The sequence below is a fragment of the Cohnella nanjingensis genome (assembly GCF_014212125.1).
Taxonomy (GTDB): Bacteria; Bacillota; Bacilli; order Paenibacillales; family Paenibacillaceae; genus Cohnella; species Cohnella nanjingensis.
Genome location: NZ_JACJVP010000041.1, coordinates 18,749 through 38,115 on the forward strand (window position 1 = coordinate 18,749; position 19,367 = coordinate 38,115).

19 protein-coding genes and 1 pseudogene are annotated in these 19,367 nt (G+C 58.0%); 3 read left to right on the plus strand and 17 right to left on the minus strand.

All coding sequences use genetic code 11. The features are described 5' to 3' along the window. Positions 1 to 41: 41 nt before the first annotated feature. From H7C19_RS23380 to H7C19_RS23435, 13 genes and pseudogenes are all read right to left on the minus strand, one after another. Entirely contained in the window at positions 42 to 1,304 is a 1,263-nt protein-coding gene (locus tag H7C19_RS23380; RefSeq protein ID WP_313731989.1) for a bifunctional diguanylate cyclase/phosphohydrolase, read from the minus strand. 875 nt (positions 1,305 to 2,179) lie between these two features. Further along, on the minus strand, positions 2,180 to 2,761 hold the full coding sequence (locus H7C19_RS23385) for a DUF5317 domain-containing protein (protein WP_185671497.1): 582 nt from the start codon (positions 2,759 to 2,761) through the stop codon (positions 2,180 to 2,182). A gap of 33 nt (positions 2,762 to 2,794) precedes the next feature. Beyond that, a complete protein-coding gene (locus H7C19_RS23390; RefSeq protein ID WP_221469434.1) occupies positions 2,795 to 2,953 on the minus strand; it encodes a helix-turn-helix domain-containing protein in 159 nt (52 codons plus the stop codon). A 384-nt stretch (positions 2,954 to 3,337) separates the two neighbouring features. Beyond that, entirely contained in the window at positions 3,338 to 3,559 is a 222-nt protein-coding gene (locus H7C19_RS23395; protein ID WP_185671499.1) for a hypothetical protein, read from the minus strand. Positions 3,560 to 3,772: 213 nt separating this feature from the next. Continuing rightward, positions 3,773 to 4,486: a Fic family protein gene (locus tag H7C19_RS23400; RefSeq protein WP_246469700.1), complete on the minus strand. Its 714-nt coding sequence runs from the start codon at positions 4,484 to 4,486 to the stop codon at positions 3,773 to 3,775. A 373-nt stretch (positions 4,487 to 4,859) separates the two neighbouring features. After that, a complete protein-coding gene (locus H7C19_RS23405) occupies positions 4,860 to 5,636 on the minus strand; it encodes a glycerophosphodiester phosphodiesterase family protein (RefSeq protein WP_185671501.1) in 777 nt (258 codons plus the stop codon). Between the two features lie 23 nt (positions 5,637 to 5,659). Further along, positions 5,660 to 6,964 (minus strand): ABC transporter substrate-binding protein, encoded by a 1,305-nt coding sequence (locus H7C19_RS23410; protein WP_185671682.1) that lies wholly within the window; start codon positions 6,962 to 6,964, stop codon positions 5,660 to 5,662. 99 nt (positions 6,965 to 7,063) lie between these two features. Next, a complete protein-coding gene (locus tag H7C19_RS23415; protein WP_185671683.1) occupies positions 7,064 to 7,804 on the minus strand; it encodes a carbohydrate ABC transporter permease in 741 nt (246 codons plus the stop codon). A 149-nt stretch (positions 7,805 to 7,953) separates the two neighbouring features. Continuing rightward, positions 7,954 to 8,832 (minus strand): carbohydrate ABC transporter permease, encoded by an 879-nt coding sequence (locus H7C19_RS23420; protein ID WP_246469702.1) that lies wholly within the window; start codon positions 8,830 to 8,832, stop codon positions 7,954 to 7,956. Continuing rightward, complete coding sequence (locus H7C19_RS35765) at positions 8,825 to 9,193, minus strand: TOBE domain-containing protein (RefSeq protein WP_376775410.1); 369 nt, start codon at positions 9,191 to 9,193, stop codon at positions 8,825 to 8,827. The genes H7C19_RS23420 and H7C19_RS35765 overlap by 8 nt, the downstream gene beginning before the upstream one ends. Before the next feature lie 345 nt (positions 9,194 to 9,538). Then, positions 9,539 to 10,339, minus strand: a pseudogene (locus H7C19_RS23425) (ABC transporter ATP-binding protein); the annotation flags it as partial. A gap of 935 nt (positions 10,340 to 11,274) precedes the next feature. Continuing rightward, complete coding sequence (locus tag H7C19_RS23430; RefSeq protein ID WP_313731990.1) at positions 11,275 to 12,489, minus strand: sn-glycerol-1-phosphate dehydrogenase; 1,215 nt, start codon at positions 12,487 to 12,489, stop codon at positions 11,275 to 11,277. Further along, positions 12,482 to 13,264 carry a DeoR/GlpR family DNA-binding transcription regulator gene (locus H7C19_RS23435; protein ID WP_185671502.1) on the minus strand — a complete coding sequence of 261 codons (783 nt, stop codon included), beginning with the start codon at positions 13,262 to 13,264 and terminating at the stop codon, positions 12,482 to 12,484. The genes H7C19_RS23430 and H7C19_RS23435 overlap by 8 nt, the downstream gene beginning before the upstream one ends. 249 nt (positions 13,265 to 13,513) lie before the next feature. On the opposite strand from H7C19_RS23435, the gene H7C19_RS23440 reads away from it, so the two are divergent. The 3 genes from H7C19_RS23440 (at position 13,514) to H7C19_RS23450 (ending at position 16,781) form a co-directional block, all read left to right on the plus strand. Next, entirely contained in the window at positions 13,514 to 14,242 is a 729-nt protein-coding gene (locus tag H7C19_RS23440) for a hypothetical protein (RefSeq protein ID WP_185671503.1), read from the plus strand. A gap of 462 nt (positions 14,243 to 14,704) precedes the next feature. After that, on the plus strand, positions 14,705 to 15,919 hold the full coding sequence (locus H7C19_RS23445) for an MFS transporter (RefSeq protein WP_185671504.1): 1,215 nt from the start codon (positions 14,705 to 14,707) through the stop codon (positions 15,917 to 15,919). Between the two features lie 40 nt (positions 15,920 to 15,959). Further along, positions 15,960 to 16,781 carry a GNAT family N-acetyltransferase gene (locus H7C19_RS23450; protein ID WP_185671505.1) on the plus strand — a complete coding sequence of 274 codons (822 nt, stop codon included), beginning with the start codon at positions 15,960 to 15,962 and terminating at the stop codon, positions 16,779 to 16,781. A 54-nt stretch (positions 16,782 to 16,835) separates the two neighbouring features. On the opposite strand, the gene H7C19_RS23455 is transcribed toward H7C19_RS23450, so the two are convergent. The 4 genes from H7C19_RS23455 to H7C19_RS23470 all read right to left on the minus strand — a co-directional run bounded on the left by H7C19_RS23455 (position 16,836) and on the right by H7C19_RS23470 (position 19,305). Then, positions 16,836 to 17,390 carry a DUF1700 domain-containing protein gene (locus H7C19_RS23455; protein WP_246469703.1) on the minus strand — a complete coding sequence of 185 codons (555 nt, stop codon included), beginning with the start codon at positions 17,388 to 17,390 and terminating at the stop codon, positions 16,836 to 16,838. A 23-nt stretch (positions 17,391 to 17,413) separates the two neighbouring features. Continuing rightward, positions 17,414 to 17,752, minus strand: coding sequence for a PadR family transcriptional regulator (locus H7C19_RS23460; protein WP_246469704.1), 339 nt, complete (start codon positions 17,750 to 17,752; stop codon positions 17,414 to 17,416). Positions 17,753 to 17,880: 128 nt separating this feature from the next. Next, positions 17,881 to 18,774 (minus strand): DMT family transporter, encoded by an 894-nt coding sequence (locus H7C19_RS23465; protein ID WP_185671508.1) that lies wholly within the window; start codon positions 18,772 to 18,774, stop codon positions 17,881 to 17,883. A gap of 252 nt (positions 18,775 to 19,026) precedes the next feature. After that, positions 19,027 to 19,305, minus strand: a complete 279-nt coding sequence (locus H7C19_RS23470; RefSeq protein WP_185671509.1) for a DUF2277 domain-containing protein — start codon at positions 19,303 to 19,305, stop codon at positions 19,027 to 19,029. Positions 19,306 to 19,367 lie beyond the last annotated feature (62 nt).

Sequence of the window (19,367 nt, forward strand, 5' to 3'; positions counted from 1 at the left end):
GAGACGGGCCTTTTTTGATCGGCGCTCTAAGCGCATGCTGCTCATCCCGCAAAGGAATCCCCTTCGCCATGAACCTCTTGCCGAACGGTTTCCAAGCTCGGATCCATCTTGCGCTTCATATAGGGAACGAACACTTGGACAAGCACCGGATCGAACTGGGTCCCGGAGCAGCGCTCCAGCTCGTGCAGCGCTTCTTCGAACGACTTGGTCTCCTGATACGGCCGCTCGGTCGTCATCGCGTCGAACGAATCGATAATGCAGAGCATACGGGCCAGCCGGGGGATCTCCAGGCCTTTCAGCCCGTGAGGGTATCCTTTGCCGTCATATCGCTCGTGGTGCAGTTCGACCAACGGGACCAGCTCTTTGTACTTCCCGGTGGCGAGGACGAACTCCTTGCCCCACAGCACGTGCTTCTTGACGATCTCCCATTCTTCGTTCGTCAGCCGCGTCTTCTTGTTCAGGATATCCCGAGGGATCTCCAACTTCCCGATATCGTGAATAAGGGCACCCAGCGCCAGGACGCGGCGCTCTTCTTCGCTCAGGCGAAGCTCGTCGGCCATCTCGACTGCGTACGAGAAGACGCGCTTGGAGTGCTTGAACGTGTACACGTCCTTGGACAGGAAAATCCGGATCTGCTGTTCGATCTCGTTCATCTCGTCTTCGATGCTGATCGGCAGACTGCTCTGCTCGCCGTAGATGAGAACCGTATTTTTCCCTTTAGCCTTCGCTACGTAGAGCGCGCGGTCGGCGAGATCAACGAGCTGAGATTTGTCGTAGCTCATCTCGCTCACTTCTATGATGCCGGCCGAAAATGAGATGCAGCCGTGCGGGAGCACCTCTACGCCCTCGTATGGGGTATCGTTCACGTGTTTGCGGAGATTGTCGATGAATACTTTGGCACGGTCCTGCGCGTAACCCGGGAGGATGATCGCGAATTCCTCTCCGCCGTACCGGGCGACGAACAACCGATCCGGTTCGCACACCTCCTTCAGCATTTGGCCGAAGAAGCCTAGCAGCTTGTCTCCCTGGGGATGGCCGTACTTGTCGTTGAACTTCTTGAAGTCGTCCAGGTCAAGCAGGGCCAAGGAAAAGGTCGTTCCGCGTTCCCGGTATTCCTTGATGAAATCCTCTAGCTTTTCCTCGAAGTAGCTATGATTGAAGAGACCCGTTCGTTGATCCTTGTTCGCTTTTTCGTTCAATTGATCGTACATGTTGAATAATTGTCTAAAAGCGTGGGAGAGCAGCATGGCAACCGCCAAGAAAAGGAACAATCCGAACGTGCGGTTATGAACAAGCAAAATCACGAGGACTAACGAGAGCAAAAGTGTGCTAAGGTAAGCGAAAAGGGCATCCGACAAGAAAATGCGCATAATTCCGAACAGGTTGCCTTTATGAACCAAATAGAGATAGAATCCCAGCGCCAATGCGTTCAGTAGAAAATAAACGATCAACGCTAGAATATAAGAATGCAGGCGGCTTATCTCGATTGTACCTAGATGGCCTCCTGTCAGCTTAAAGGCTGCGCCAGCTCCGGTGATCATGATCGTATAGGCCGAGAAATTAACGATATGCTTCCACCATAAGGTTTTGCGGTTAAAAAAGAAAGCGATCAAGAAGCCGAAGAACAGTACCGACAAAGAAAAGTCGAATCCATATACGAAAATTACCGCGAGATAGACCGACGAATCCATCGATTGAAAATTCCCGTCAGGCGGAAGTCGAAACATATAACGATCCAAAATCTGAACCGCGGCGACCAGAGCGTACACCAGTACCCAATCGTTAATCGAATAGGATAGGAAGGAGAGTCGATTATTCGTGATAAAAAGAACAGCACCAATAAGGCAGACGAACGCAAGATAGCCGATGGTAGGTTGCTTCAATTGCCTAATCAATCTGCTGGCCACTCCCATTCAGGCTCCGACCTTTCACAAATTCGAATCAAATAAAACAAAGGAAACAGGATGGCCCTGTTCCCCGTCCTTACCTATGATATTCGATGTGATATCAAAAAATCCTACTAGGTTTGTTAACCAAGCTTCCAACCGGACGTCAGCGCTACGACAACGGAAGCTACGATTAGTGCGTTGATGACGATACGACCAATTTTGATACCTTCGAACGATTTTTTCATTTGACATTCTCCTTTTTATTGTTTAATAGTATGGACGAATCTATGTTATTTTGTTTGCACAAATGATGCTCTCACTTTGTTCTTCAACATGACGCTCTGCAAATACAGGAAGATGCCCACATTCATCACGACGTCGCCGATGCTGATGACTTGCGTTCGCGGATATGGCGGGGCTATCGGAATGATATCCCCCAGAAACGACAAGCGGGTAGAGTCGTCCAGCGCGTAATGCTTGGCGGCGCCAACGCCATCCTTCAGCATTTGCGTGTAGATCGGATCAAGGACTGCCGCGGCATCCAGAGATACCGGCATTCGGCCGCCGTTCACCAGCATAACGAGGAAGTTCATCGCCACCCCGATGAAGATAATCCAGATGCCGCTCTCCTTGCGGTTGAGCCACAGCACATAGAGCCCAACGACGTAAACCGCCATAAACAACCAGCCGCTGTACTGCCCCACAAACGAAACGCGATCTTGGATCGAAAAGACAATCAACTGTACGGCTAGCAAAGCGGGGAAAATCCATCCGCCTCGAATGCGGATCTGCGAGAGCGCGACAAGCCCGGGGCGCCAGCCGGCGCGCAAGAGCCCGATGATGAGCCCGATTACGATCCCATCGTAGACCATCTGCTTAATTCCCTTCTCTACTCCGGAGATGGATTAGATCGCCATCGAGCGGACCGTGCCCGGCTTCGGTTGATCCTTCGTCAGAATGTACGTCTTGCCGAACTTCCTGCAGCGTACCTTGCCCTCTCGACACCATCTCTTCACGTGATCTTGGTGAACGCCCCATAGCTTTGAAGCTTCTTCGGTAGTCATAATCTGAGTTAGTGGGTCCAAGTCTAGGTCGTCCTCCTCATGCGGGTCATGCTAGCATTCGGGATAGGGGATGATCTACCAACATTTTCTAACTTCCTGACATGATTATAGAATGTCCGACATCGGACGTCAACAGATTTCGAGAAATATTTTCCAACTTTTTTTCATAGAGCCATGGATAGGAAGATTGGAATGATTCGAAGTGGCTGCTTTGCCGCCAAATGTCGCCTCAAATAGCGGTCCGTCGCCGATTCCGGATGTTTGGCGAGTTCGGTCGGACCCCCTCGAAGATGACCCTCCGGCCTTCGGCCCCCGCTACCGTTCTCCTATCGAACCTTTGAGCGTTGATTTTTGTCCAAAAGAAAAACCGCCCAATGCGGCGGTTCATTCTTCTATTACTTGTGCATTTTTCCCCTCATGATAGTCTTCCCAAAGCGGGCTGATGTATTTCTCTAATGTTTTTACGACGTCATCTCTTCGGCTCTCTTCGATATTTACAGTGTCATTTGAAATATCATTTCTAATTCGTATGAGCACAAATAAAGGAGGTAATGCTACCTCACGGAGAGCCTTAATCATGTTTTCTTCTTGTGGCGTAATATCCATAACGTATCTTTTTTCCTTTCTAGCAGATTATACAAATATTATAAACCCTGACAACAGTGTTAGGGTCAAGCCTGGTTGGACGAAAGATGGGTTGAGCATCCGCCCAAGCTCGCCCACGATGACGCGAGGGGTGCTGGCTCGTGCACCGAACTTCAAGGCTGTCCCACCATGTCCCCGATCTCGAACGATCCAATACCGCGGATGCCAGGCGATTCACACCGATAGCATGACTTCGAGATTGTGTTTCACTTCAGCAGCAATCAAGTCCATGATCGGCTGGAGATCCCCATGATCAGCCTTCTCCAAAGCGGTGTAGTAGATGTCACGGTTTTCATTCCTAATAATCGCAGGCGGGTAACCTGTCTTCATCAGGATGACATTCATCGCAAGCCGACTTACTCTGCCGTTCCCGTCATTGAAGGGATGTATAGCTGTTAATTTATGGTGGAATACTGCCGCCAGTTCTATGGGGTGCATCGCATTCCTCATACCGTCATACCACTGAATTAATGCTTCCATTTCAGATGTGACATGAATAGCAGGGGTATAATGATGAATAACGCCTGACAAGGTTAGAACGTGGTTATCTTCTTTCTTGTACTCGCCCGGTGAAAAATCGATATCTCGGACGCCTTGAAAGAGAATCGCATGGAATTCCTTAATCATTCCTTCAGTCAATTCCCTTTGCTCGATACCTTCTCGCAAGAAGTCGATTGCTTCGGCATGGTTAACAATCTCAAGATGCTCTCGGAGCGATTTGCCCTTGACCGTGAGACCTTCCCGTAGGAAAAATGCGGTCTCTTGAATGGTAAAGGTGTTTCCCTCTATGGCGTTCGAATGATACGTCCATTCTTCGCGGAACTTTTGAGCGAGTGTATTCATGATGTCCGGATGAAGCGGGCGCCGCGCATCCACTAGTTTGCGCATTGCGTCAATTTTCTCGAACATATATTTCACTATTCCTTCCGCATACTGTTCTATTCTTCATTATATCAGAAGCACATCCGATAAATACGCTATTCCACACGAGGTGGATTGATATTCCCGGATATCTCGCGCTGTTGGCGGTTACTCGTAATCTGTCGATAGGTCCACCCTTCTTCTACATGTAAACGCACAGCCTCTTTCTATCACTTCCGAATAGAAATTTGAACTTTTGTCCCAAAGTCGCCATAAAAATGCACCCCTTAGAAATCATCGGAATAACCGGGGGTTGTTCCAATGTCTATTCTAAGAGGTGCACCTCACGGGCAGCCAGGCTTTCTGAGTCGACCGATGAGTTGGAGAAGCGTCGGCGCCGTTAAACCGCTGCGATGCGATCCGACGCCCGCCTGCGCAGCGCCGGCAGAATGTCGTTGACCGTCATTAGCGAGACGCCGCAGGACAGCGCGTAATCCACTTGCTCCTCGTCGTCGGGGCAGTAACACCAGGCCAGCAGCCCTAGGCTGCGCATCTGCGCGACGAGCTCGGACGTCAGCAGCTTCATCGGCAGGCCGACCGCCCACATTTTCGCGTAGGTGCCGGCCTCCCCATGCTCGAAATTCGACATGAGCGCCGCGGGAAATCCCTGCGTCTTCACGCCGTGCACTTCGTGCAGATAGGCGATGATGCCGGCATCGAAGCAGGTGAACACGCATCGCGCGAGGAGTCCGGAAGCCTCCAGCATCGGGACGACCTTGTCCGCGATTGCCCGCGCCTGCTCGCTCGGCTTGATCTCCACGTTCAGCAGCGTATCCGGATAAGCCGCCATCAGCTCGCACAGCTCCGCGAACGTCGGGATGCGCAAGCCTTCGAACGACCGCCCGAACCAGCCGCCGGCATCTAGCCTTTTCAGCTCCGCGAGGGTTAATTCATTCACGCTCCCCGTGCCGTCGGTCGTGCGGTCGACCGTATCGTCATGGATGACTACGGTGACGCCATCCTTGGACATCCGCAGGTCGAACTCCAGCATATCGACGCCCCGCTTCAACGCTTCCTCGAACGCCAGCAGCGTATTCTCGGGATAGGCCGCTTTGTAGCCCCGATGGCCTGCCACGACGATTCGCGATTCGTCGGTCAGACGTTCTATGGTCGCCATGCTTGTCGCCTCCGATCGGTCTCTTATTGGTTAAGGATGCGGTCCGCTTCCTTCTTGAATGTCGCCAGCGTGCTCTTGATATCCTTGCTGTCATACATAATCGCTTCGATCGCCGAGAAGAACTCGTGCATGACTTCGGGCCAAGCGACGTCCATGTTCGTGTCCACGGCATACTGCAGCTGATCGTAGGCGACCTTGCGGTTCGGCTCCTTCGCCCACAGATCCTTGATCTCCTGGGAATCGACCATCGCCTTCGTGAACGGCAGATACCCCGACTGCACGATGAACTGCTGGGCGCCCTGCGGATCGGTATCCATCCAGCGGATGAACTCCCATGCGGCATCCTTGTTCTTCGAACCGGACAGGATCGTGACGTTCGCGCCGCCCGTCGGGTTGGCGTATTCTTGATCCTTCGGCAGGAACGCCGTCACGTAGTCGAAGTTGACGGCTTCCATCAGGCCGCCGATGGAGCCTGTCGATTGATACATCATCGCGACCTTGCCTTCGGTGAACATCTTGTTGACGATGTTGCCGGAATCCTGCTGCGGCGGATAGTAGAAGGCGCCGGCATTCTGCAGGTCCTTCAGGTAGGCGAATACTTTCTCCCCGACGCCGTTGTCGATGAAGTCCACCGACGTCTTGTCGTCGTTGAAGAACTTGCCGCCGGCTTGGGTGATCATCGCGAGCTGGTACCAGGTATCATAAGGCATCGTCAGGCCGTATTGTCCTTTGCCCTTGTCCGCCAGCGCGTTCGCGGCCGTCTTCAGCTCGTCCCACGTCTTCGGGACGGAGAGCCCCTTTGCGTCGAGCAGCGTCTTGTTCACGTGCAGGATGGGCGTCGAACGGTTCAGCGGCAGCGATACCAGCTTGTTATCGAAGTACGAGTGGCCCATGAGGCCCGCGGTAAAGTCGTCCGGGCTCATGCCCGACTTGTCCAGATAGGGCTTCATGTCCTCCAGCACATCCGAGTCGGCGAACATCTGCACGTATGCCCGCTCCAGCATGCTGACGTCCGGCGCGGTGTTCGACGCGATCGCCTGCTGCAGCTTCGTCACCGTCTCGTCGTAGCCGCCTTGGAACGTGCCGACCACCTCGATATCCGGGTGCGAGTCGTTGAAGCGCTTGATGAGCGCGTCCATGTATTCGCCGTTCTTGCCGCCTAGGGAATGCCAGAACTGCACCGTCGTCTTGCCGCCTCCAGTTGCTTCCGCGGACGGCGAAGCCGATGCGGACGCGCTTGCGCTGGGCGAGCTCGATGCCCCCTGGTTCGCATCGTTCGGCGCCGCGTTGTTGCCATTGCCTCCGCCGCAGCCGGCGAGTACCCCCATTAACGCTGTTGCGGCCAATACCCCGCGAATCTTGTTTGCCACTTTTGAACCCCTCCATGAATGTTAATTCGGATCTCTATGCCAAGGGATCTCGCCGATTCACTTGATCCCCGAATAGACGAATGCTTTGACGATCTGCTGGGAGCAAAACAGATAGACGATGAGGATCGGGACGACGAGCACCACGTTGCCCGCCATGAGGATGTGCCAGTTGCTGATGCCTTCCGTCTCCCGCAGCATCGCGATGCCGAGCGTCAGCGGCCGCACCGCGTTCGAATCCGTCATGATGAGCGGCCAGAAGTAGTCGTTCCAATGGCTGACGAAGCTGAACAGCGCGATGGTCGCGAGCGCCGGCTTCGACATCGGGATCATGACGCGCCGGACGATCTTCGCTTCGCTGGCATTGTCCAGCCGCGCCGCCTCGATGATCTCTTCCGGAATCTGCATGAAGTATTGGCGGAGGAGGAAGATGCCGAACGCGCTCGACAGGAACGGCAGAATCTGCGGCAGCAGCGTCTTGATCAACCCCCAGTCCGCGAGCATCAGGTACACCGGGATAAAGGTGACCTGACCCGGGATCATGAACGCCAGCAGCACGAGTCCGAACAGGATGTTCCTGCCGGGAAAACGGTATTTGGCGAACGCGTACGCCGCCGGGATCATCACGAGCAATTGAAGCGCGATGATCGATGCCGTGACGACGATCGAATTGCGCGCGTACGTCAGGAACGGGCCCGCTTGCATCGCATGGGAGAAGTTCGTCCATTGCGGGGAAGCCGGGATCCACGTCGGCGGGAATGCCATCGTCTCGCGAAACGTCTGAAGCGACGTCGAGATCATCCAGAGGAACGGAAAGACGAAGACGAGCACGACGGCGCCCTTGAGCGCATAATCTGCGATCGAGCGGATGGGATGGCGTTCGTATTCCGGATTCAACGGTTATGCTCCTTCCTGGCCGGGATCGGCGCTCGCGGGCGTTCGCGGACCGGTCATTGATAGTGCACCTTGCGTGCCAGCAACCGGAAGTAAAGAAAGGTCAGCAGGCCGATGATCGCCATGAGCACTACGCCGGTCGCGGCCGAGTAGCCGATATTGGTCGTGCGGAATTGGTAGATATAGTACACGATCGTGCTCGTCGCGCCGTTCGGGCCGCCGCCCGTCATCACCTGCACCGTGTCGAACACTTTGAAGGAACCGATCGTCATGATGACCAGGATGAAGAAGAGCTGCGGAGAGAGGAGCGGAAGCGTGATCCGGAAAAACACTTTGGCTCTGCTCGCATTGTCGAGCGCCGCCGCTTCGTAGATCGTCGGCGGGATACTCTGAAGCGCGGCTACGATGATCAGCGTGTAGTAGCCGATGCTCTGCCACACCGAGACGAGGATGACGGACAGCAGCGCCGTCTTCGAACTCTGCAGCCAGGCCGACGGCGGGAGGCCGAACAGCTTCAGCAGGAAGTTCAATAAGCCTTGATTCGGCTCCATCAGCCACATCCACAGCAGCGCGATCGAGACGATGGACACGATGTGCGGGGTGAAGATGCCCGCTTGCACGATCCGGTTCCACCGCGTCTTCCGCTTCAGCCAGAGCGCGACGAGGAGCGAGAGCAGCATCGTGCCGGCGACGACGCCTACCGTATAGACGGCCGTATTGCCCAGCGCCTGGTAGAAGTCGTCCCGCGTGAAAATCTTCTGATAGTTGTCGAAGCCGATATATTTGCTCTTCGCCTTGTTCATCAGGTTGTATTTGTAGAAGCTGAGCTTGATCAGGTAGAAGATCGGATAGATCACGAACAATCCGATCCCCGCCATCGCCGGCGCGATCATGACGTACGGGCGCAGCAGCGCCCACCAGCCGCGGTTAGGCATCGGACGGCCCTCTGCGCAGCGCCTCGAGGTAGGCGCCGTGCTTCGGATGATCCCGGCGGATCCGGTCGCCTTGGGCATCGAAGAAGAACAGCTTGTCCGCCGGCACGCCGAGCTCGACCGCTTGATCCACCGCGAACGGATCGGAGAAGCACTTCACCATGAACGCCAGGGCGGGATTCTCGTAGCCGCGCACTTGGTAGATCGTCTCCGCGCCCAGCATCTCGCGGGTCGCGATGCGTCCGCGGATGACGTAGTGCGGCTGGCCGCCGCCGGACGCCGCGATCGGGTCCGCAGGGAGCGAAGCCGCAGCGCGATGTGGGTCGTCCGGCGTCGTCGCGGTCGGCGAGGAGCCGGAGGCCACGTGCGCAGCGTCGGCTGCTTCGAGCTGAACGATAGCGGCGTTGGCGGCTGCGGCTGGGTCGTGCTGCGTGATGGCGGCGTTGGTTGCTGCGGCTGGGTCGTGCTGCGCGATAGCGGCGTTGGCTGCTGCGGCTGGGTCGTGCTGCGCGATAGCGGCGTTGGCGGCTGCGGCTGTGTCGTGCTGCGTGATGGCGGCGTTGGCTGCTGCGGTTGGGTCGTGCTGCGCGATGGCGGCGTTGGCTGCTGCGGCTGGGTCGTGCTGCGTGATGGCGGCGTTGGCATGGAGACCCTGCTTTGGCTTGCCGTACGCAGCAGTACCGCTGGCCGCCGCTGCAAGTTCGCGATCCGCTTCGAACGGCGCCGCGCGGAGGCTCGCGCTCTCGGGCCGGAACCCGAAGCGCACGCCGTCCACGTGCAGCTCGCCCACATTCATCGGCGGCACGCCGATAAACTGAGCCGCGAACAGATTGGCCGGATCGCGGTAGATGACCTCAGGCGGCGCCTCCTGCTGGATGATGCCTTCGTTCATCAGCACGATCGTATCCGCCATCGACATGGCTTCGACCTGATCGTGCGTCACGTAGACGAAGGTGGCGCCCAGCTTCTTGTGCAGCTCGATCAGCTCGATGCGCATCTGCGCGCGCAGCTTCGCGTCCAGATTCGAGAGCGGCTCGTCCATCAAGAAGACGGACGGCTGCTTCACCATCGCGCGGGCGAGCGCGACGCGCTGCCGCTGCCCGCCGGACAGCGTGGACGGCATCCGGTCCAGATAGCCGCCCAGACCGACGGTAGCGCCGATCGTCTCGACGAGGCGGGTGCGCTCGACCTTGGGGACGCGATTGTTCTTCAAGCCGAATTCGATATTGTCCCGCACGGTCATCGTCGGATAGATCGCATAGTTCTGGAACACCATGGCGACGCCCCGCTTGCCCGGCGCGACGCGGGTCACGTCCTTGCCGCCGATGCGCACTTCCCCCGACGTCTGCGGCCCGATGCCCGCGATCATGCGCAGCAGCGTCGTCTTGCCGCACCCGGACGGCCCGACGAGCACCGTGAATTTGCCCTCTTCGATCGTAAGATTCAGATTCTCGATGATGTTGCTCTTCTCGAACGATTTCGTCACGTGTACGAACTCGATAGATGCCAATCTCGCCCCTCCCTACTCCTCGCTTCACTCGCGCATCTTCGCGCATATTTCGCGCATTATTTGATCGTTTATGTTCGTTTTTATACTTTTGATTGTAGGGGTCGACTGTCATGCGAGTATCAGCGCGAGATAAATCGGATGTTAAAATGAGCAAATTCGAGCGAAAGCTACAGCAAAATCGAACGAACTTTCGCAGGTGGAGGATGAGAAGCAAGATTGCGTGGCAGGGTGTAGAGGCGAGGTCTTGAGAGATGGGCTGAGAGATGGTTTTTGAGATGAGGTTGAGTGGCTTGGTTGAGTGGCTTGGTTGAGAGATGAGGTTGAGAGGTGAGATTGAGAGTCGGGGTTGATAGATAAGGTTGAGAGACGAGGTCTTGAGAGATAAAGTTGAGAGGCTTGGTTGAGAGACATGTTGAGAGAGTGGTTTGATAGATGTGATTGCGTGACGAGTTGACTGACGAGTTGCGTGACGAGTTACGTGACGTGGTTCCTTGATGTAGTTGCGTGACGTGGTTGCGTACGTAGTTCCTTGAAGTGGTGGCGTGGCGGAAATAAAAAAGCACCTCAGGGCGCTTTTTCGGAATGGCGGCATCTACCGCTCGCGGTTATCGCAAAACGGACTCTTCTATCCATAAGTTGCATTTGTACAAGTAATTTGGGCTTGAAGACGATCATGAGGGACATTCGTTGCATTTGTACAACTTATTTGGCACGAATTCGGATAATTGGGGCAAATCGGGCCAAAAAGATGTACGTTTGCAACTAAATCACTTATTTGCCCCCAATTCCTTCAAATTAGATGTACTTTTGCAACTTATTATCGAATTCCGGCCTTCGCCGCGCAGATTGCAGACTCGCTTCTGCTTCTCATAGGGCAGATCAGCGCAGTTGCAGCCTGGCCTTCGCATCACATAGCGTCAGAGCAGGACGTGTCCCTACGCCTCATTGTACGCATGCAGCAGCGTGTACCGATTCGGGCGGATATGGTGCGCTTCGCGCAGGCTGCGCGCGACGAGCTCTTCGCTGATCCCGAGATCCGCGGGCGAAGTCGGTCCTCCGACGGTACGCAGCACCCCGACGAGCGTCTCGGCATCCGGGATCTGTCCGATCAGCGCCGCGATCTCTTCCCATTGCCCGCCGATACGCTCGCGGCCGCTCCATCTGCCCGCGCCTTCTTCGGCGAGGCGATGATACAGCTTCGAGATCTCGATGCAGGCGACGCCGACCTTCGCGCCGTGAAGCAACTGCTTGCGGCCCTGGCGGATGCACTCCATCTCCCAGTAGTGGGAGAGATGATGCTCCGCGCCCGATGCCGGATGCGACTGGCCGAACAGCAGCATGGCGAATCCCGACTCGATCAGCGCGCCGGTCAGCACGGCGATGCCTTCCTCGTCACGCTTCGCGATGAGGCCCGCCTGATCCATGCATTGCCGGAGCGCCGAGCGCGTCATGACCGCCGCCTCCTCCAGGTAGGGCTCCCCCGCCGCGAGCGCGCCGAACCGCCAATCGAACAGCGACGTATGCTTGCCGAGCATATCGCCGAACCCAGCGGCGACCAGGGAAGGCGGCGCCTGCACCAGAATGTCCAGATCGGCAAAGATGGCATCCGGCCCGATCGCCCCGATCGTGATCTTGTCTCCCCGGATCAGGAGCGGCGCCCCCTTCGAGTTGAACCCGTCCACGGAAGGCGCCGTCGGTACCGAGACGAAGGGGATGCCGGCCGTGTAGGCGGCATACCGCGCGATGTCGTGCAGCGTACCGCTGCCCGCAGCGACTACCGCCTCCGCTTGATGCTGCTGAATATCCAGCAGCAGTTGAACGATGGAAGCCTCGTCCGCGACAACATCGCCGATGGCGTTAGGCTTGATGCGCGAGACCGGCGCAGCGATCCGCGCCGCGGTCAGGTCCTCCTCCAACGTCTTGCCCGCCGCCGCATAGGTATGGGCATCCGCGACGATCACGACGCGGCGGTAGCCTTTCTCCGCCAGATAGGGCGTCACGAGCCGGATCGCGCCCGCGCGAAGCTCCAACCGCTCCATCCCCATCCGTCTGTGCATCCCCTCTTGCTGCTCCGATCCCATCCGTCTTCGTCGCATCTCCTCCGGCAGTTCCTTGTCTTGCGCATGGATGTTCGATGTGGAATCAGACATGTTTGCTGTCCTTTCCGGCACGATAGACCGTGATGCCTTGTTCTTCGAATGACTTCGTGTCGGATTCGGCGATCTCCTCGCCCGTGATGATCGTGTGGATCGCGCTGTTCGGCACGACTTCGTGAAGCGCGACCTTGCCGATCTTCGTATGATCCGTCATGACGACGATCTCTCCCGCCGCCCGGATCATGGCTTGCTTGGCGGGGACCAGCAACGCTTCGGGATGCATGAGTCCGTGCTGCGGATGCAGCGCGGGCGTGCCGATGAACGCTTTCTCCACATGCAGCGACTTTAGCACTTGGTCCGTAATCATGCCGTTCAGCATATAGCTTGACGGATACAGCTCGCCGCCGGTGAGGATCACCTTCACGCCTGGCGCGTCGCGCAACTCGGCCGCCACGTTCATGTCGTTCGTGATGACCGTAATTCGCGAGCGGTACACGAGGTTACGCGCGAGGTGCAGCGTCGTCGTCCCCGAATCGATAATGATGTTCTCCCCGTCTTCCACCAGAGAGGCCGCCAGCTGCCCGATCCGCATCTTCTCGTCGAGATGCTGGCTCGTCCGCTCGTTGAACGAAGGTTCGTCGCGCGTCCACTGCTCCACGATAACGCCGCCGTGCGTACGCTTCAGCATGCCTTCCTGCTCGATCTCCGCCAGGTCCCTGCGAATCGTCGCCTCGTGCACGTTGAACGCCTTGGCCAAGACGGACACGGTCGCCGTCCGATATTGCCTAACATAGTCTACAATTCGTTTCTTTCTCTCCGCTGCCAGCACTCGATCGCTTGCTCCTCTCGCGCGCGCCTCGGCGCGCATTGCACGTTTATGCTTATATACGCTCAATTTTATTCGTTTTTAGAATAGCGCGCAATGGTTAAGGGAGTGTAAAACGGGAAAGAAAAAATCCATCTTCGAATGGAGATCGGACGCCCGCCAACGGGACAACCCCTCTCCACTTCCAAGCATGTCTCCTGACGGACATGCATAGTTAATTAGTATCATTCATTCCTGGGGAGGTAGGTCCACATGCTCCTGCGGCTCAAACGCATCTCGGTCGAGATCCGGCTGCTTGCCGTCCTGTCCGCGCTCTTCGTGTTCAGCGCATCGCTCGGGGAGAAGTCGGCTTTCTTCAGCACGATGTCGTTCCCGCTCCTGCTGTTCAGCGCAAGCCTCTGCATCTGGCTGTATGTCCGCAAGATGAATCTGAACCGCCGGATTATCGGCGGGCTCACGATCGTCATGCTGCTGTCCCTGCTGCTGCGCGACACGCCGTTCGCGCACTTCGTGAACGCAGCGCTCGCCGTCCCGCTCGTCCTGCTGGCCGCCGTGGAATACACCCGCTTCTCCAGGACGGACATTCGCGCCTGCCTGCTGTGGCTCGTGCTCGCCCCTTCGGCCGGCGCGCTGCTGATCAGCATGGTCGCGGGCGACAACATCTGGTTCCAGCTGACCGCGCTGCCCGTCGCCTGGATCGCGATGGCCCGCTACGCCGAGCATGACGTCTATGCGAAGAGCCTGAAGTTCGTCGTCGCCGCCATCACGCTGCTCGTGCTGGGACTTATCGTCTCTGCCGACGTGCTCGCGCTGCAGCCGGGGCTGGAGCTGATCAAGAACGAAGAGGCGAGAACATTCCTTTTGAAGGCCACGAGCGGCGACGGCCTGCCGGCGCTTCATCTGCTCCTGTTCGCGCTGTATCTCCCAATCCTTGCGATCAGCGTCATCTCTTACTACGTCAGCAAGCAGCAAGCGGCCTAAACGGCAAGCAACTTAGCCGGTAATGGCCAGCCGCAGCCCTCGCACCTCTCCGCTGCGGTCATCGTCGCCACGGCTCCGAACCGATACGGCGCCGACGAAGCCCCCGTCTCTTCCCCTTGCGGAAGGATGGGGGCTTCCTTGTGACGGGGCCTCTGTATGGATGGGGGTTTCCTATGGATGAGGGTTTCCTATGGATGAGGGTTTCCTATGGATGAGGGTTTCCTATGGATGAGGGTTTTCCTATATGGGGGGGGTTCCTGTGGATGGGGTTTTCCTGTGGATAGGGGCTTCCTTATGGATGGGGGGCATTTTCCAAAGGGACGGTTCGTTGTCATCCGCCACTGTGCGCCGCGGTTCATCTCCCTCCGCCGCCATCCGCTACCTATATCCACTCGAAGCAGATCGTGTTACAATGGCCCACATATATAGATCAGATTCATCCAAGGAGAGAGGCCGTACCGCATGGAAATCACGAATTCGAACAAGCCACGTTTTCCGTTCCCGCTCTTGTGTCTGACCCTCGGCGCCTTCGCGATCGGCATGACCGAGTTCGTCATCATGGGCCTGCTGCCGAATGTGGCGCATGACCTCCAGGTGACCATCCCCCAAGCTGGCATGCTGATTACGAGTTATGCCCTGGGCGTCGCGGCCGGCGCGCCCGTGCTGACCATCCTGACCCATCGACTGCCCCAGAAAAAGCTGCTCGTCCTGCTCGTGAGCATGTTCATCTTCGGCAACCTGGTGTCCGCGATCGCGCCGACCTATCCGCTGCTCATCGCCGCCCGCGTCCTGACGGCGCTCTCGCACGGCACGTTCCTCGGCGTCGGCACGATTATCGCCTCCCGCCTCGTCCCGCCCGAGAAGCGCGCGGGCGCCGTGTCCCTCGTTCTGGCCGGCTTGACGATCGCGAACATCGTCGGCGTCCCGTTCGGCACCTTCGTCGGCCAGCAGTTCGGCTGGCGCGCCTCGTTCGGCGCGATCACGCTGCTCGGGCTGGTCGCGCTCGTCGGGATCATCCGGTTCATTCCCGTCATCCGTCAAGACGGGCACGCCAGCTTGGCCAAAGAGATCCGCGGCGTGCTGAACCCCCAGGTGCTGCTGATCCTGCTCACCGGCGCGCTGGGCTGCGGCAGCTTGTTCGCGCTCTTCACGTATATCACGCCCATCCTGGAATCGATCAGCGGCTTCGCGGAGCATAGCGTCGCCTGGATCCTGGTCCTGTTCGGCATCGGCGTCACGATCGGCAATATGCTGGGCGGCAAGCTGGCGGATTGGAAGCTCATGCCTTCCTTGATCGCGAACTTCGCCGCACTGGCGGTGATCCTCGCGCTCTTGACCCTGGCATTCCGCGAACCGGTCCTCGCGGTCGTTACCGTCTTCGTCTGGGGCATCGCCGCCTTCGGCATCCTCCCCGGCATCCAGCTGCGCATCCTGAATCTGGCGCATGAGGCGCCGCTGCTGGCGTCGACCTCCAGCCATTCCGTCTTGAATCTCGGCAATGCCGGCGGCGCGTATCTCGGCGGCGTCGTCATCACCCATGCCGGTCTGTCCCAGGTGCCTCTACTGGCGTCCGGTCTGGCCGTCCTCGGATTGGTCGCCGCGCTGGGCAGCGTCGCGCTTGAACGCAAGGTAAGCGCGCGCGTAGCCGCCCGACGGGCGGCGGTCGGTTCATCATAAGCAAAAGTCCCCTCTCCTACCGAAACGAGGTGTCACGAACATGTCCATCCCGCTTCAGCGGTTGAAGACCGCGTCCAAAGACAATCTGATCGCCTATATGTCGGCGCTCGGCAGACACGTTCCCGGTTTCGAATGCACAAGGGACGGCCGGTTGATCCGCATCTCGGCCGACATGCCGTATCCGATGTTCAACCGAATCCTCGAGACGCCGACGGATTTGACTGCGGCGGCGCTGACGAGTCTCATCCAGAGAGTACAAGCAAGATATGCCCGGCGGGGATCGCCGATGATGTGGATCGACTGGGACGGGGAAGAGAACCCCGAGCTAGCCGAGAGACTCCTCGGCACCGGCTTCGCGCTGAGCGGCAGGATCCCCGGCATGGGGCTTGCGCTAGCGGAGTTCAAGGAAGAGATGCCCGCGATCCCCGGGCTGGCGATCTCCTCCTTGACGAAGGCGGAGGAATTCGAGGTATACAAGGCCGTATCCGCCCAAACGTTCGGCTTGCCGCTCCCTTTGAACGCGCTGCTCGTCGACGCCATCGCCGGCGAGGCGCTTCGGGGCGACGGCAGGACCGTCTCGTATCTCGCGGAGCTGGACGGCGTTCCCGTCGCGATCGCTACGTCGTTCAACCAAGGCGAAGTCGCCGGCATTTATAATGTAGGAACGCTCCCGTCCGTACGCGGCAAAGGCATCGGGCGCGCCGTTACGGTACACGCGGTTCGGGAAGCCCGGGACGCCGGCGCATCCTTGGCCGTGCTTCAGGCCTCCAAGATGGGAGAGCCCGTCTACCGCAGGATCGGCTTTCAGGACGGCCTCATGATCGGACTCTATCAATGGGAACCGCCTGCGGCCGCTTTCTGAGCGTTCGGAACGACAAAGCCCGTGCCAGCTTCGCGCTGGCACGGGCTTTTGTGCTCACATCGGACGCATCTTCGACTGCATGGACTTGACCGGCAATACCGCTCTGTAGCGGTCGGATAGGGACGTCAGGTACTTGCGCAAGCCTCTCCAGCTGATATATGCGATCCCGCCGACGATGGCGCCGACCGGGATCGCGACAGCCATGCTCCACAGCGTCGGCACCTCCATGCCCGGCGCGATGGACATATTGATCCAAGTGACGCCGAACGTACGTATAACGCCGGCCAGGAAGATCAAGACGGAACAGAATCCGAAGCCATAGGCGAGGACCGCCAGCACCGGCACGACCATCACGCTCAGCAGGCCCGCCGTGCAGTAGAATCCCACGAGCGTCATCACGTCTTTGAACGAACGCATGGACACGCTCCCGATCAGGCGCTCGCTGCGATAAGCCCGAGCGAGCTTGCGCGGGTCGCCAAGCCTGGCAAGAATGACCCCTTCCGGTTCGCCGTTCGCCGCGCCTTCTACGATGTGGCTCTCGATCTCGCGCACGGCGTCGAGCCGCTCCGTTTCGGGCAGCTTCTCCAGGTAATGATACAACTTATCCAAATAGGCTTTTCCTTGAGGGGTAATCATATCGGTTCTCCTCCATACGTTTCGATTTGCCGGACAGCTCCGCCGATCTTGTGCCACTCCGCCGACATCATATCCATAAGGCTTATCCCGATACCGGTCAGCCGGTAATACTTCCGCGGCGGGCCGGATTCGGATTCCTGCCAATACGATTCGATGATCTGATCCTTGAGCAGCCTACGCAGCAGCGGGTAGAGCGTTCCCTCCGTAACGGCAAGCGGCTCCCACCTCGAGAGCAGCGTCACCAGCTCGTAGCCATACCTCGGTTCCTTCCCGATCAGTTGCAGGATGCAATACTCCAGCAAGCCGCGGCGAACCTGTGAGGTCCATTCGGACATATCCATCCTTGCGACCGCTCCCTTCGGTACTATGTTATCACGTAGTACTGTGCCGCACAAGGTACCTTGCAACAAAAAAACGCAACCGCTGTATTTGAGCTTGCGACTGCGTTTATTCTCGACGGACGTTAGAGCGCCTTCGTCTGCAGCTTCCGATCCGTTCGCCGCTCTCTCCCCGAAGCCGGGCGCTTCACTAGAAAGATCCCAACGAGGATAAGGAACCCGCCTGCGTATACATACCATTGGACGACCTCCCGCAAGAGGAGCCAGCCGGACAGGACGCCGAAGAACGGCGCCAGGAATAGAAAAGCGCTGGTCTTGCCGGGATCCCCGGCGTTCAACAGGTAATACCAGGTCGTGAATTGAACGATAGAGCCCAAAATCGCCAGGTAGAGCACGATGCCGACCGAAGCCCCGGTCAGAATCAGCCTCGGCGTCTCCAGGGTTACGCCCATCATGAGCAACAGCAGACCGCCGAACAGCATCTGATAGGCCGTCAGCGCCCAGATGTTCAGCTTGGAGCCCCACTTGGCCACGAGGATCGTCGCGAATGCCCAAGCGATCGCCGAACCCAGACCTAGCAGCGTCCCGCTCTTCAACTGCAGCTGGAACCCCAAGGTAGCCGCTACGCCTACGAAGCCGATCACGACGCCGAGCCATTGCGAAGCCCGGTACCGCGTCCGAAGCAGCCACGCGCCGAACAAGACGACGAGCAGCGGATTCGCGAATGTGAGGATCGAAGACTCCCCCGCCGTGATCGTCCGCAAGCTGAGGAAGATGCAGCCCATAACCGCCGCCGTCTGACATGCGCCGACCGCCGCGATCTTGGTCCAGCCTGTTGCCGAGCCCGGTAGCCCTCTCCTTCCTACCCACAGAGCCATCAATACGCCGGCGAGCGTGAAGCGAATCCCGGCCAACAGCAGCGGAGAGCCATAGTCCAGTCCCAACTTGCCCACCGCAAAGGAAGAGCCCATCATCGCGGTCGCCATAAGGACCAGCATGCCGTGTCGTATAGGATGCATTTCTCGTTTCCCCCTCTTGCTTGTTGGAACGAGCGTAACATCTCAATCTTACAGCGTTCATCGAAATATGGATGTCATTCATGCGAGCGATTGGGGGACAGCGCGGAAAGGAAGCGGCAATGGCAATGCATGCGGAATTCGGCCGTGTCAGCAGGTTAAACGGTTTCGGCACCACTTGCAGCAATCGGGTAGAACAAGCAGAAAAAGGACGCTTTCGCGTCCTCTTCCGTTTGGGGAATATCCGATCTCGGCTTAGTCTTCCGCGAGGCCGAAGCGCTTGGCATTTCTCAAGCGAGCGCGTTCGGCTTCGATCTCGCGGTTGCGAGGCTCGGCTTGGGTGACCAGGGAATCCAGCAGGTTGCGCGCGACCGCCGCCACCTCGTCGACGGCGCGATGGAACGCCTCCGCGTTCGCCTTCGATGGCTCGTTGAATCCGGAAAGCTTCCGTACGAACTGCAGCGAAGCGGCGCGGACCTCGTCCTCGGTCGCCGGCGGTTCGAAGTTGAACAGCGTCTTAATATTTCGGCACATGGCGGTCTCCTTTGGCAGTATGTCGTTACGTTCATCATACTGCACGCCGCCGCGCCTCGCCA

Excerpts from the sequence above, each read along its gene's own strand:
- H7C19_RS23395 (WP_185671499.1), bottom strand. The coding sequence starts at position 3,559 with ATGGATATTACGCCACAAGAAGAAAACATGATTAAGGCTCTCCGTGAG.
- H7C19_RS23385 (WP_185671497.1), bottom strand. The coding sequence starts at position 2,761 with ATGGTCTACGATGGGATCGTAATCGGGCTCATCATCGGGCTCTTGCGC.
- H7C19_RS23415 (WP_185671683.1), bottom strand. The coding sequence starts at position 7,804 with ATGATCTCGACGTCGCTTCAGACGTTTCGCGAGACGATGGCATTCCCG.
- H7C19_RS23465 (WP_185671508.1), bottom strand. The coding sequence starts at position 18,774 with ATGCATCCTATACGACACGGCATGCTGGTCCTTATGGCGACCGCGATG.
- H7C19_RS23405 (WP_185671501.1), bottom strand. The coding sequence starts at position 5,636 with ATGGCGACCATAGAACGTCTGACCGACGAATCGCGAATCGTCGTGGCA.
- H7C19_RS23445 (WP_185671504.1), top strand. The coding sequence starts at position 14,705 with ATGGAAATCACGAATTCGAACAAGCCACGTTTTCCGTTCCCGCTCTTG.
- H7C19_RS23410 (WP_185671682.1), bottom strand. The coding sequence starts at position 6,964 with ATGGGGGTACTCGCCGGCTGCGGCGGAGGCAATGGCAACAACGCGGCG.
- H7C19_RS23470 (WP_185671509.1), bottom strand. The coding sequence starts at position 19,305 with ATGTGCCGAAATATTAAGACGCTGTTCAACTTCGAACCGCCGGCGACC.
- H7C19_RS23390 (WP_221469434.1), bottom strand. The coding sequence starts at position 2,953 with ATGACTACCGAAGAAGCTTCAAAGCTATGGGGCGTTCACCAAGATCAC.
- H7C19_RS23460 (WP_246469704.1), bottom strand. The coding sequence starts at position 17,752 with ATGTCCGAATGGACCTCACAGGTTCGCCGCGGCTTGCTGGAGTATTGC.
- H7C19_RS23430 (WP_313731990.1), bottom strand. The coding sequence starts at position 12,489 with ATGTCTGATTCCACATCGAACATCCATGCGCAAGACAAGGAACTGCCG.
- H7C19_RS23420 (WP_246469702.1), bottom strand. The coding sequence starts at position 8,832 with ATGCCTAACCGCGGCTGGTGGGCGCTGCTGCGCCCGTACGTCATGATC.
- H7C19_RS23400 (WP_246469700.1), bottom strand. The coding sequence starts at position 4,486 with ATGCGCAAACTAGTGGATGCGCGGCGCCCGCTTCATCCGGACATCATG.
- H7C19_RS23450 (WP_185671505.1), top strand. The coding sequence starts at position 15,960 with ATGTCCATCCCGCTTCAGCGGTTGAAGACCGCGTCCAAAGACAATCTG.
- H7C19_RS23440 (WP_185671503.1), top strand. The coding sequence starts at position 13,514 with ATGCTCCTGCGGCTCAAACGCATCTCGGTCGAGATCCGGCTGCTTGCC.